This is a genomic window from Nodularia spumigena CCY9414 (genome assembly GCF_000340565.2).
Taxonomy (GTDB): Bacteria; Cyanobacteriota; Cyanobacteriia; order Cyanobacteriales; family Nostocaceae; genus Nodularia; species Nodularia spumigena.
Window position 1 is genome coordinate 2651961 of sequence record NZ_CP007203.1, and the last position, 15014, is coordinate 2666974.

Sequence of the window (15014 nt, forward strand, 5' to 3'; positions counted from 1 at the left end):
CCCCGGTACTTCTTAAAAACCAGCGAAGTTTGGTGGCTATGATGCTTATACAGCAACCACTTTAACTTGGTTGTCGCCCCATCAATTCTAAAGCTTCTAATTCTGCTGTGATAGATAATCCAACACCCTCTTCAGAGGAAAAATTATCTAAAGGGGTGAAACACTTCTGTTCAATTCTTGGGGAAATTACACTATCTTTCGCTAACAACTCCGTAGCCATATATTCAGCTAGACCATTAATATGGGGATACTCAAACAATATTGTAGAAGAAATTGTTTGGTTTAAACCTGCTTCTAAACGACTACGCAACTCTACCATCATGAGTGAATCCATACCCATGTCAAAAAACCCTAACCCTACATCTGGTAATTGAGCAGAAGAAGAACCTAATACTTGACTAACTTCTGTTTGTAGATACTTTTTCAAGTATACAATACGTTCTTTTACGCCTAAAGATTGGATTTGCTGTATTAGTTGAGAAGTTTGATTTTGATTAGAGGTTGCTGGCCTTTTGTGGTAAAAATCGCTCAAAAAAGGTGAAGAAAATCTTTGTTTGAGAAGTTCTGACCAATTCACGGGAATTACCCCTACCTGTGTGGAAGATTGGGTGAGGAGAAATTCTAAAATATCTATACCTTGATTGGGAGTAATTCCACTGATACCACGCAGACTCATTTGCTCGGCAATTTTGCCTTGAGTAGCTGCCCCAATATCTGACCATACACCCCAATTTATACTCAGTGCTGGTAATCCCTGGTGACGGCGATATTGGGCTAAAGCATCCAAAAATGTATTTGCAGCTACGTGATTTGCCTGTCCTGGAGAACCCAGTAGAGAAGCAGCCGAGGAAAACATGATAAAATAATCAAGAGGAATGTTTTGGGTTAATAGATGTAGATTCTCAGCCCCAGTAACTTTCGGACTCATGACACCCTGCAATCTTTCTAAATTTAATTGCTGCAAAACTCCATCATCTAAAACTCCGGCGGCATGAATGACACCAAGTAAAGGCGGATAATTTTGCTGAATGTCTGCCAGCACTGCGGCTAATTCTGCTTTTTGGCTGACATCAACCTGGGTCGTAATAATTGTAGCTCCGGCTGCTTCTAAAGCTTGAATTTGTAACTTTGCTTCTGTATTTGGCTGGTTACGTCCTAAAAGCACAAGATATTTTGCACCTTTTTCCACTAGCCAACGTGCCACACGCAAACCTAAACCGCCCATTCCCCCTGTAATTAAATAGGTAGCTTGGGGTTTTACTAACTCAGTTGGTGTGTGGGTAATGATGATTTTACCGATATGTTTGGCTTGTTGCATCATCTGCAATGCTTCTACTATTTTGGTGGCGGGGAAAATAGTTTGAGGAAGCGATCGCACTTCTCCAGTGTTAAACTTCTCCATAAGACGATGCAACAAAGTTTGAATTTTCCCTGGTTCTTGTTGAGCAACACTCATCAAATCCACGAGATGATAAGAAACATGGGGCTTGACTTGAGCCACTTGTTGTGCATTCCAAACTCCCCGTTTCCCAATTTCGATAAATTGTCCTTGAGGTTTGAGTACCGATAAACTCGCAGGAATGAACTCACCAGACAGAGAATTAAACACGATATCCACCCCTTCGCCGTGGGTGATTTCTGGAATTTCCTCAGCAAAATTTAAAGTACGAGAGTTAAAAATATGCTGAATACCGAAAGCGCGTAAAGTCTCCCATTTCCCCGGACTAGCTGTAGCGAACACTTCTAACCCAGCTGCTTGGGCAATTTGTAAAGCCGCCATCCCTGTTCCTCCAGTCGCCGCGTGAATGAGGATGCGTTGTCCCGGTTGAATTTTCCCAACTTCCCACAAACTATATGCAGCAGTGAGGAAATTGGCAGGAATTGTCGCTGCGGCTGCAAAACTCAAGGAATTGGGTTTAGCAATCACATAATTAGCATTAGTTGTCACATATTGACTAAAACTATCAGCAGCCAAAGCCAGCACAGCATCACCGACACCGAACTGAGTTACACCCTCACCAACGGCGACAACCTCCCCAGCACATTCCACACCAAACCAGTTACGTTCAAAAGGCAATAATCCCAAAGCATCCAAAACATCAATAAAATTTAATCCTGTGGCTTTTACCTGAATTTCTACCTCTCCAGCTTGGGGTTGACGACGGGGGAAAGGTTGCCATTTTAAAGATGCAAGTACACCGCGTTTGGCAATTGTTAAATGGTACGGTTGATTGGGAAGACTTTGACCAGTAAAACGAGTTAATCTTGCTACCTTGCGTTCAGATGTGTGTAGGGAAATTTGTTTTTCTTCCCCAGGATGAGTAATTTCGGTAACGAGGTTTTGAATTTGAGTAATCAGTTCTTGTGTAGGATCTAAATCAACACATCGACAATTTAATTCTGGGTGTTCTAAACTGATTACTTTGCCCATACCCCATAGAGAAGACTGACTTAATCCTGTGATAGTGTGAGGATTGATAGCATCTTGAGTCACTAACCAGAGATTAATAGGGTAATGTTGGGTTTGAATGAGAGTTTGGACGAGATGAAGAACATGATTACATTCATTTATATTATCTTGACAACCAGCGATATAAATAATGTGTTTGATAGATTGAGAAGATGGTTGATGGAGAAATTCTCGAATATTATCAGAGAGTTTAAGGGTAATAGCAGATTCCTGTTGCAATTGTAATTGTTGGGCGATACCTGTTGCCAATTCTGGTAAATCTGCAATAATTAACCATTCTTTGAGGCTGTTAATTTCCTTGATGAATTGCGAAACAATTACACTTTGTTCGGCTAATACTTCTGGGAGAATCGAATCAGGAGTAATATTAACAACGTTGGCAAATCCATTGGTTTGTAGTAACTTTTTCCAATTAGATGTAGAAATCAGGGGATGATGAGGACGTAAATCTTTATCTTGAAACCGCCACCAACCTTCCGTTAAACCGAAAATCAAATCTATCCAAGCACTGGGGCGAGTACCTTCTAGAAGTATTAGCAATCCCTGATTTTTAAGTAAGGATTTAATATTAGTAACTGCGTCGGTTAAATTTTCGGTTGCGTGTAAAACATTAGCCGCAATTACTATATCAAAACTATGCTCATTAAAATCTTGATTTACTAACGGTTGTTCAATATTTAGAGTTTGGTAACTCACAAACCCATAATCTGAAAATTGTTGACGTGCTTTTGCTATAAATACAGGTGAAATATCTGTAAATACATATTCTACAGATTTATTAGCGAGTTGTGGTAAAACATAAGCTGTGGTTCCCCCAGTACCAGCACCAATTTCTACAATTCGCAGCTTTTCCCCTGGTGGTAATTTTTCTAAAGCAGAGTTTACCGCTTGCTGTACTAAAGTATTCATTACCTTTGCACCAGGAGAATTTTGATACAATTGGGTAAGGGTTGTTAAGTCTCCGTTGGGGAATAATATCTCTAAAGGATTACATTCTCCCCGCAAAACTTTAGCCAAGTTTGTCCCACAACGTTCTATTAAAGTTAATTCGGCTGTAGTTTCTGGGTATTGTATTTTTAGTTCTGTTTGGAGATTTTGCGGATTTTCAAAATTATGTTCATTTTGCTTTTGTAGGGTAGATAGATGTGTATATAGTTGTTGATATTGTGGTGCTACTTTTCCATTTTGTGGTGAGGATGAACTAAAAGTGTGCAGTGCTTGGATAATATATGCAAGACTTAATTCTTCTAATTTTGGCAGAAATTGGGCATAACGTTGAATTTCATCTGTTGTTAAAACTTGAGTAAATTGAGGGGCTATTTTTTCGGCAATTTCTGCCGGAGAAGTCAGGAAAGAATCAGATGTACAATTAATAATTAACGGTTGAAGTCGCCATTCAATTTCATATAACCAGTCTTTCCACTCTACGAGATTTTCTGATTCTATTGCTTTGAGTTGTAATCCTGATATTGCAGCAATTAATTGACCATCTGGGGTAAAAATTTGGATATCGGCGATTAAAATTGGGGAGGTTGTCTGTTGAGGAATTAATTTAACTAAACTCCAAACTTTTTCGCCAATGGGTTGCCAAATTGTCAATTTATCTACACCAATGGGTAAGTAAATAGAGGGTGTATTTTGTTGGTAAAATATAGCCGCTATTGTTTGTAAGCAAGCATCTAAAACAATAGGATGAAATTGATAATTATAATGGCAATTACAAGCTATTGGTAAGTGAATTTCGGCTAATGCTTGGTTTTGATGATGCCAAAGTTGGGTAATAGCTTGGAAGGTTTCACCATAATCAATTCCTACTTGTTTGAGATTTTCATAGAAGTCAGCAATATCTGTAATTTTAGTAAATTGATTTTGCAGTTCTACAAAATTAATAACCTGGTTTTGAGGAATATGAATGTGAGGTTTTATTTTACCGGTAGCATGAGTTATCCAGTTATTTTCTACTGGGTTGATTTCGGTGCTGACAATTTCAAAGTCCTGATTATTATTGAGGATAAGTTGTATATTTCTGGAATTATCTGGATTTAAAATACAAGGTTGTTGAAAGGAAATAGTTTCTAAATAAAATTTATTATCTTTAAATATTTCCTTCCCCGCAGACAGCGCCATTTCCAAATATGCCGCCCCAGGTAAGATAATTTGGTTAAATACGCGATGGTGTTGGAGGTAGACAGGATAACTATCAGATAGTTGTTGCTGAAAATATATCTTAGTGGATTTAGCTAAGTTTAATTTTTCTCCTAATAAGGGATGTATGCTATTATTTGTGTTTGAATAAGAATTGTTATTTTCTGGATTAATATCTACCCAATACCGCTTTCTTTGAAATGGATAATTTGGTAAATCTATCCGTTGGCGCTGGTAATTTTGCTCGAAGCCATGCCAATTAAATTTTACTCCTTTTGCATAAAGTGCAGCTATACTTGATAGTATGACTTGCCAATCTTGTTGTCCTAGTTGCAAAGTTGGTAATAATTCTATATTGCTTTTCTCTTGATTGGCAATAATTGAACGTGTCATTTGTAGTAAGGTTGGCTTTGCACCTATTTCTATAAAGACAGTACAATCTTGTTGAATTAAAGTTTCTATTCCTGGCAGGAACTGGACTGGTTGACAAATGTGACGACACCAATATTCAGGAGTGGCGATTTCTGAATTAATTAAATTTCCGGTGACATTAGATATGATCTGATATTTAGGAGGATGAAAATTGATAGTATGCAGAATTTCCTCAAATTCTCCTAACATCTCTTTCATCATGGGTGAGTGGAAAGCATGGGAAACTGATAAAGGGATGCTTTTAATTTTTTGTGCTGTTAAAACGGTGATAATTTGCTCAATTGCAGAGGTTTCTCCGGAAATTACTGTATTATTAGGTGCATTAATTGCGGCAATGGAAACCTGTTGATTATAGGGTAATATGAATTTTTCAATTTGAGAGGCGCTGGCTATTACTGCTACCATTTTACCTTGGGGTAGCTGTTGCATTAAACGGGCGCGATTGGCAATTATTTTTAACCCATCTTCTAAATTGAAAACTCCAGCAATACAAGCGGCTACATATTCACCAACGCTATGTCCTATGAGAAAATCAGGTTTGATTCCCCAAGATAGCCAAAGTTGACAAAGTGCATATTCAAGGATGAATAATGCGGGTTGGGTGTAGAAAGTTTGGGAGAGTAATTCGTCACTATTTTGGTTATTTTTCCCCAAAAATAAGGGCTGTAAATCTAAACCTGAGTTAGCTAATAATAATTGACAGCATTTATCTATTGTTTCTCTAAATAATGGGGCAGTATGATATAGTTGAAAGCCCATTTGTTGATATTGTGAACCTTGTCCGGTGAAGAGGAAGGCAATTTTTGGGCGAGATTGATAATTTACTCTATTTGTAAATATATTGGCGGTTGCTTCACTATTAATGAAACAATTTAGTTTTTCTTGGGCTGTGGTGAGGGAATCTGCAATAATAGCTAAACGATATTCTAATTTACTTCTCCCAGTATTGGCACTATAACAAATATCTGCCCAGTCAATATCTTGGAGATGGTTAATATAGTTTTTTGCTAGTTGTTGTAATGCTGTCTCAGTTTTAGCTGATAAAGTCAAAATATGCAAAGGACGTTCATTATCCCTAGTTTTTGGTAAGGGGAGGGAGTCATTTTTAGACAAAATCACATGGGCGTTAGTTCCACTAAAACCAAAGGAACTTACCCCAGCTATTTTTTTACCATGCCAAGGTGTACAAGTGGTGGGAATATGAATTGGGAACTGTTCCCAAGGAATATGGGGGTTTGGTTGTTCAAAATGCAAATGAGGGGGAATTTCTCCATATTTTAACGCCAGTACGACTTTGATTAACCCGGCTATTCCCGCAGCTGCTTCTAAATGTCCGATGTTGGTTTTGAGTGAACCTACTAATAAAGGCGATTTTTGATGACTTTCGCTAAATACAGCCCCTAATGCGCCAATTTCAATGGGATCTCCCAAGGCTGTACCTGTTCCATGTGCTTCTATATATGTAATATCACTAGGTTGTAATGTCGCATTTTTTAAGGCTTGTCTAATAACTGCCTGTTGTGCGGGACCGTTGGGAACTGTTAAGCCGCTACTGCGTCCATCTTGGTTGACGGCACTTCCCCGAATTACTGCTAGGATGGGATGTTTGGCGGCTAAGGCATCGCTAAGTTTTTCCAGAATGATTACGCCGCAGCCTTCACTCCGCACGAAGCCATCTGCTTTAGCATCAAAGGTTTTGCATTTTCCATCTGCTGCTAACATCCGCGCTTGGGAAAAGTTGATGGTATATTCTGGGCATAGGATGCGATTTACACCACCGGCTACAGCGAGTTGACATTCTCCCTGGCGCAGGCTTTGACAGGCAAGGTGTACGGCAACTAAGGAGGAGGAACAGGCGGTATCTACTGCTAAGGAGGGGCCGGTTAATCCTAGTATGTAAGAAATGCGACCAGATGCTGTACTGTGGGAATTACCTGTTGCTAGGTAGGCATCAATGTCTGTAATGGGACGTTGCAATAAGTGGGTGGAGTAATCGTTGCTACTGATGCCAATAAACACTCCTGTTTGACTACCTATAAGTTGTTCGGGTAATATGCCTGTGTTTTCTAAGGCTTCCCAAGTGATTTCTAATAATAGCCTTTGTTGGGGATCTAGAGATATGGCTTCTCGCGGTGCTATGTTGAAAAAGTCTGCGTCAAATTCTTGGAGGTGTCCAATGAAACCGCCGTGACGGGTGGACATTTTTCCAGGTGTGCTGGGATTGTTGTGGTAAAGGGTGTTGATGTTCCAGCGATCGCTCAAAATTTCCGTAATTCCACTGTGTTTATTGCGTAGTAATTGCCACAATTTTTCGGGGGTGTCTGCACCACCAGGAAGGCGACAGGCTATTCCTACTATGGCTATGGGTTCGTTTTGAGTTTTGAGTTGGCCTTTCAAGTCTTGGATTTGCTTGAGGGCTTTTTGCATTAAGGTGCGGTAGTCTTGTGTCATGGTTTTTTAACGCAGAGGGGCGCGGAGGTAAGCGCAAAGGTGCGCGGAGGTTAGTTGAGTTCTTGGGCTAGTAGGTGGGCGATTTCTGCTGTGGAGGGTTCTGGGGTTTTTTGTAGTTCTTTGTTGAGGTGGTGGGCTAATGTTTGTATGTTGGGATAGTCGAAGGCTATTGTTGATGGGAGGGTGAGTTTGAGGTCGGTTTGGAGGCGGTTTTTGAGTTCAATGGCTGTGAGTGAGTCCATTCCTAAGTCGAAAAATCCGGTTTGTGGGTTAATTGCGTTGGGTGCAAAACCTAAGATTTTTGCTATTTGTTCACGGATATAGGTTTCTATTAGTTCGTAACCTGCTGTTTTGTCTAGTTGAGATAGTTTTTTGAGTAAATCTGTTTTGGGGGGTGGTGTTTCGCTGATTTCTGGGTTGTTGGCTGGATAAAAATTCTCGAAAAATGGTGAGTTAATGGCGAATTTTTGCCAGTTAATGGGTATAACTCCTATTTGGGTGAGGGGTTGGGTGATGAGATGTTGTAAAATTTGAATACCATCTGATGGTGCGATCGCATCAATTCCTTTTTGCTGCATTTGGTTGGTGGCTTGAATGGCTGAACCAATTTCTGACCAAATTCCCCAGTTAATACTCTGTGCGGGTAAGCCTTGAGTAGTGCGATAATGGGCTAGGGTATCTAGGAAGGTATTTGCAGCTACGTGGTTTGCTTGTCCCGGTGAACCGAATAAGGCGGTGGCTGAGGAGAATAAGACGAAGAAATCTAAGGGTTGGTGTTGGGTTAAGGTATGGAGGTTCCAAGCACCCATGACTTTCGCCGCCATCACTGTTTGAAAGCGTTCCCAGTTCATTTGTAACAGCGCCCCATCATCTAATACTCCCGCCGCATGGATAATTCCAGCTAGGGGATATGCAGATTTGGTGATTTCTGTCAAGATGTTGCTTAATTTTGCTTTTTGGGATACATCTATTTGTGCGATCGCAATTCTCACCCCAGTAGCTTCTAATTTCTGAATCCTTGACACTGCATCAGATGTAGGTGCATTGCGTCCCAGTAAGAGGAGATGATTTGCACCCATTTTTACCAGCCATTCCGCCACTAGTAAACCTAAACCACCTAAACCACCAGTAATTAAGTAGGTGTAATTACCTTTAAGGGGATAAAGAGAATTCCCCATTTCCCATTCAACTACGACTTTTCCAGTATGCTTACCCTGTTGCATATATCGAAAAGCATCTACTATTTCAGTAATGGGAAATACTTTTGCAGCTAGAGGTTGTAAGCGATGTTGCTCAAATTCTTGTCCCAATTGCTGTAAAATACTCTGTACAAGTTCCGGTTGCTGGTGGCACAAATCTACTAAATCTACCAAGAAATAACTTGCATTTGGTTTCATTTGTTGTACCTGTTCCTGCGTCCACACATCAATTTTGCCAATTTCCACAAACCTTCCTTGGGGTTTGAGAATAGCTAAACTCTCAGTAATAAAATCTCCACTTAGAGAATTGAGGATAATATCTACACCTTCTCCTTGAGTTTGGGCGAGAATTTCCTCAGCAAAATCTAAGGTGCGAGAGTTGAAAATCTGCTTTACGCCTAAGTTTTGCAAAGTTTCCCACTTCTGGGGACTGGCGGTAGCAAATATTTCTGCCCCTGCTAGTTGGGCTATTTGGATGGCTGCTTGTCCGACACCACCCGCAGCTGCATGGATGAGAATTTTGTCACCAGGGCAAATTTTGGCTAAGTGATGCAAGGTGTAAAAGGCGGTGAGAAAGGCGGCGGGTATGGTCGCGCCATCAATTATACTTAAATTTTGGGGTAGGGGGATTGCGATCGCTTCCTTAACAATGACATACTGGCTAAAACTTCCACTGGCTAAGGCCATAACTCTTTGTCCGACTTGCAGGTGTTTTACCCCTGTACCAATGGCTACTATTTCCCCGACGCACTCACAGCCTAACATTCCGGGTTCACCTGGGTATAAGTCTAAGGCGTTTAAGACATCACGGAAGTTTAAGCCTGTTGCTTGAACGCAGATTTCTATTTCTCCTGGTTTTGGGGAAGGGCGGTTCACTGTTTGGAAGGAGAGGTTTTCTAATGTTCCTCTTTGTTTGATGGTTAGACGGTGATTTTCACGCAGAGGCGCAGAGGCGCGGAGAGGAGTTTGAGTTAGTCTTGCAGCATATCGGGTTTGGTTACGCCAAGCAATTTCTGTTTCTGGGTTTGTGAGGAGTTCTTTGAGGATAATATCTGTTTGTTCTGTGGGGGTACGGGTTGGATCTAGGTCTAAACAGCGACAGTTTAATTCTGGATGTTCTAACTGTATTACTTTCCTGATTCCCCACAATGATGCGGCTGCAAGTCCTTTTATTGAAGCATCTTTTCCTGTATTTACTGCTCCTTGAGTTACTAGCCACAATTGCGATAATTGCTGATACTCTATGTTATTATGTAACCAATGCAACAGACTTTCGCAGAGTGTCTGTTGTGTTTCCATCAATTGTTCTGTGGTTAATTCGTCGGGGAGGGGTACATCTAAACCCCAGAGGTTAATTAGGTGTGATGCTGGCGTGGGAAGGGTGGGAAGTTCTGAGTCAGCAAAAATTAACTCACAAGTTGCACCTTGGCCTTGGAGATGAGTAGCAATTTTTTGTCCTACTCCCTGTTTATCTGCTAATATTAGCCATATATCTGGTTTAATTGGGGCTTGCGCCACAATTAGCGCCTGATTTCCGATAATTTCATTTAATAGCGTGGGAGACTCAAAACCCTCTTGTGTGAGTAAGTTCTGCCATTGTGTACTGGAAATGAGGGGATGATGGGGACGTAAGCCATAGTCCTGGAAACGCCACCAGCCTTCAGTTAACCCAAATATTAAGTCTAGCCACCAGACAGTCTGCACTCCTTCTAATAAAAACAGTAAGCCGCCTCTTGACAATAATTGCTTAATATGTATGACAGTTTTCTGTAAATCTTGGGTGGCGTGGAGAACGTTAGCAGCTATGATCATATCAAAGCTGTTTTCTGTGAAGCCTTGAGCAGAAGGCGATTTTTCTACATCAAATATCTGGTATCGCACACAGGAATAATCTGGGAATTGTTGCTGTGCTTTGCTGAGGAATAATGGTGAAACGTCGGTGAAGTAATATTCAATTTCTCTTTGCGCCAATTCTGGTAACAGATGTGCTGTAGTTCCCCCTGTTCCCGCACCTATTTCTAGAATTCGCAGGGGTTTTTCTGGTGGTATTTCGGCTATGGCTGTGATTATAGCTTGTTTTACCAAATTATTCATCATTTGAGCAATGGGTGAATTTTGGTAAAGTTGCGTTAAGTCGCTCAAGTCTCCACCTGGAAACAATAACTCTAATGAATCGGTTTTTCCCAGTAAAACTTCTGCTAAATTGCTAGTACAGCGTTGGAGTAGATTTAATTCTGATGCGGCGTTGGGATATCCTTGACGCAACTGGTTAAAAACTGAAGCTGTTGTTATGCTGGGAGGTGTTTTTATGACTCGCCAGTTTTCTCCTTGGGGTTGTAATATTCCTTGGCTTTGGAGAATCTGTAATAAATGCTGATATAATTTTTTATATTGGCTTGTTATACCCATTTTCTGCATTGTTTCTGTTGCAGAGAATTCCTCACCACCTGTTAATGGTAGTTGCAATTTTTGAAATGTCTCTATTACACAGTCAAAACTCAACTTTTCTAGTTGGGATGATAAGGATATATAGTTTTGTAAGTCTGACTGCTGTAATAGTTGTAATTTTGAGTTACTAATTGCGGTGGGAGTGAGTAAGCAATGGCTAAGAATTGGTTCTGCTTGCCATTCAATATTATATAACCAATCATGCCAGTTGTTTAATTGCCTGACTGGTTGAATTTGTAAGCCGTTGATGATTGCAATTAATTTACCATCTGGATGGAAGATTTGGATATCAGCAATATAATCAGATGTTTCTCGTAGTTTTACATGACTCCAAATGTGAGAGAATGTTTGGTTTTCGCCATACCAATACACTTTTTCTATGGCTACAGGGAGGTAAGCTGTAGGTGGTTGGAAGTCTAGTAAAATTGCTCCCATTACCTGTAAACAAGCATCTAATAATATCGGATGAATTTGATAAGGGTAAATATCAATTTCTGGAGATAGTTTTATGTGTCCTAATGCTTGTTTTTTACCTCGCCACAGTTGTTGAATGGCTTGGAATGATTTTCCATATTCTATTCCTACTTGTTTGCAGGTTTGGTAGTAGGTATTTACGTTAATTTCTTGGTTGCAAGTTTTTTGGATTTGGGTAATATCTGGAGGAGGGGGTGAGGATGGGGGTGATGTTTGGATGATTCCGGTGGCGTGGGTTTTTGGTTCACGCAGAGGCGCAGAGGCGCAAAGGGAAGAAGTATGGAAGGAGAGGATTTCTATTTTGTAGGTTTGGTTTTCTGAGGGGGTGAGAGTTATTTGTATGGTGATATCTGTGGTTTCTGGTAAGGGTAAGGCTTGGAGAATTTCGAGATTTTGAATGTGGTAGGAGTGAGATTTAAATATTTTTTCTGCGGCTGCAATTGCTATTTCTACATAACCCGCAGCCGGCATGATTATTTTACCAAGAATTTGATGTTGGGGTAAGTATTCTGGGTAATTTTGAGAAATTTTATTTTGGAAATATATGTTTTCTGTTTTCGCTATTTGTAATTTCTCTCCTAATAATGGGTGGAAGTTAGATGTATGGGTTGGTTTGGCTGAGTTGAGGTTTTCTACCCAATATCTCTGGCGTTGAAATGAGTAGGTTGGTAAATTTACTCTTTGATTTTGTTCATCTCCAATGAAGTTTTCCCAGTTGATATCTCCACCTTGTATATATAATGATGCTAGGCTGGATAATATTGTTTCCACATCATTTTTTCCTGGGCGTAAACTGGGCAACCAGGAATATTTTTCTGCTGGGTTTAAACAGGTTTGACCTATACTCAATAAGGTGGGTTTTGCCCCAATTTCTAGGAAGATTTCGCATTTTTTTGTGGCTAATGTTTCCATCCCTAGCTCAAATTGTACAGGTTGTAAAATGTGATTGCACCAATACTCGGCGTGAGCGATTTCTGTATTAATGATTTTACCTGTAATGTTGGAAATTATTGGGGTTTTGGGGGGATGAAATGTAATACTTTCAGCTACTTGTCTAAATTCTCCTACCATTGACTCCATTAAGGGAGAATGAAAGGCATGGTAAACTGACAAGGGAGTAATTTTAATTCCCTGATTTGCGAGGATTTCTGCAAGTTCCTCAATTGCTGTTTGTTCACCGGAAATAACTGTATTGTTTGGGGAATTGATGGCGGCTATGGTAACTTTTTGCGAATATGGTTGCATATATTTACTAATATCTGCAACTGATGCTGGAACAGCTAACATTTTTTCATTTTCAGGCAATTGTTGCATTAAACGGGCGCGGTTAGCAATTAATTTCAGTGCGTCTGGTAAATTGAACACACCTGCAATACAAGCAGCTACATATTCCCCAACGCTATGTCCCATGAGAAAATCAGGTGTAATTCCCCAGTGTAGCCACAGTTGAGCTATGGCGTATTCTAAAACAAATAATGCTGGTTGGGTGTAAATAGTTTGGGAAAGTAATTGCTGGTTTGCCTTGTTCTCAAATAAAATTGAATGCAAATCTATGTCTAAGTGGGGATGCAATAATTCACAACATTTATCAATTTGTTGGCGAAAATAAACTTGGGTTTGGTAGAGTTCTCTACCCATGTTGAGGTACTGGCTACCTTGTCCGGTGAAGAGAAAGGCAATTTTGGGCAATTTGGGGATAACTACTTGACTGGAAAGTATTTTTGGGGTATATTTTGAATAATTAAATAATTTTTCATAAGCTGTACTATAAGAATTGGCGGGTATCGCTAAACGGTAAGGGAAGTGCGATCGCCCCACGTTAGAAGTAAAGCAAATATCAGCGAAGTTAGTATCTGGCTGTGACTCAAAGTATTTAATGTATTCTCCTACAAGTTCCCGCAGTGCTTGGGGTGTTTTAGCGGAGATAGTCAGCAGGTGGTATTGTTCTGCCCTCTGGGAAGGTTGAGGAAGGGTAAAATCTTCTAAAACCAGATGTACATTTGTCCCACTCATCCCGAAGGAACTAATGCCGGCAATGCGTTTACCGTTTTCACTTTGCCAAGGAGTTAACTGAGTCGGGACGGTGACAGGTAATTTCTGCCACGGAATATATGGGTTTGGTTGTTGTAAGTTGAGGTGGGCTGGAATTTGTTGCTTTTGCAATGCTAAAATTACCTTAATTAACCCTGCTACCCCTGCTGCACCTTCTAAATGTCCAATGTTGGTTTTCACAGAACCAATAGACAAGGGTTGATTTTGACTTCTACCTTCACCTAGTACGTTAGCTAGTGCTAAAACTTCGATGGGGTCGCCGATAACTGTACCAGTGCCGTGGAGTTCACTATACTGGACTTGCTGCGGTTCTACCTGGGCGTTTTCCAAAGCTTGACGAATTACGGCTGCTTGGGCTGTACCGTTGGGGGCGGTTAAACCGTTGCTACTACCGTCGTGATTGACTGCGGAACCACGAATCACTGCTAAAATGGGATCATGGTTAGCGATCGCATCTCGCAATTTTTTCAACACCACTATACCACATCCCTCACCTCTTCCGTAACCGTCAGCCGCCGCATCTAAGGTTTTACAACGTCCATCCACTGCTAAGGCTTTTAATTTACAAAAGCCAATCATTGGTTCTGGGGCTAAAATTAAGTTGACTCCTCCCGCCAAAGCCATGTCTGATTCACCATTGCGGAGACTTTGACAGGCTAAATGTACCCCCAGCAACGAGGAAGAACAGGTGGTATCTAGTTGCATGACTGTTCCTTGCAATCCTAACACATAAGCGATGCGTCCGGCGGCAATACTGCGAGTGTTACCTAAACTGCTGAAAGCATCAATTTGTGTGGGATGGGAAAGGCTATATTTGGCGTAGTCATCAAAACACAGTCCTATATATATAGATGTCTTACTACCCTTAATTTTTTGGGTTGATTGTCCAGCGCGTTCTAAGGCTTCGTGACTAACTTCTAGCAATAGCCGTTGTTGGGGGTCCATTGCTACGGCTTCACGGGGGGAAATTCCAAAAAACTCAGCGTCAAATTCCTCTACTCGGTCGATAAAATGACCGTAGCGAGTGTACATTTTTCCTGGAGTATCAGGATTTTTATCGTAGTATTTATCTACATCCCAACGTGGGGAGGGAATTTCACTAACTGCATTGACTCCATCTCTCAACAATTGCCAAAATGCTTCGGGGTTGTTCGCGCTACCTGGAAAACGGCACGCTATGCTAATTATAGCAATGGGTTCGGTTTTTTGTGCTTCTAAGGTTGTGATTTCGGCTCGCAGGTGTCGCATTTCTAGGAGTGCGTCTTTGAGCAAGTTTTGGTAGTTGTCTTTCATAGGAGTTTTTTTTAACGCAAAGGTTCGCGGAGGTTCACGCAAAGGTTCGC

At 40.7% G+C, this 15014-nt stretch carries 2 protein-coding genes; both read right to left on the reverse strand.

The genetic code is table 11. The annotated features are described in order from the left end of the window. Positions 1 to 61: 61 nt before the first annotated feature. The gene (locus NSP_RS11790; protein WP_006194130.1) at positions 62 to 7498 is read right to left on the reverse strand and encodes a type I polyketide synthase; all 7437 of its coding nucleotides are present in this window, start codon (positions 7496 to 7498) and stop codon (positions 62 to 64) included. A 50-nt stretch (positions 7499 to 7548) separates the two neighbouring features. Next, complete coding sequence (locus NSP_RS11795) at positions 7549 to 14964, reverse strand: type I polyketide synthase (RefSeq protein WP_006194131.1); 7416 nt, start codon at positions 14962 to 14964, stop codon at positions 7549 to 7551. Between the last annotated feature and the right edge of the window lie 50 nt (positions 14965 to 15014).

Coding starts and splice junctions, on each gene's coding strand:
- NSP_RS11790 (WP_006194130.1), bottom strand. CDS start 7,498: ATGACACAAGACTACCGCACCTTAATGCAAAAAGCCCTCAAGCAAATC.
- NSP_RS11795 (WP_006194131.1), bottom strand. CDS start 14,964: ATGAAAGACAACTACCAAAACTTGCTCAAAGACGCACTCCTAGAAATG.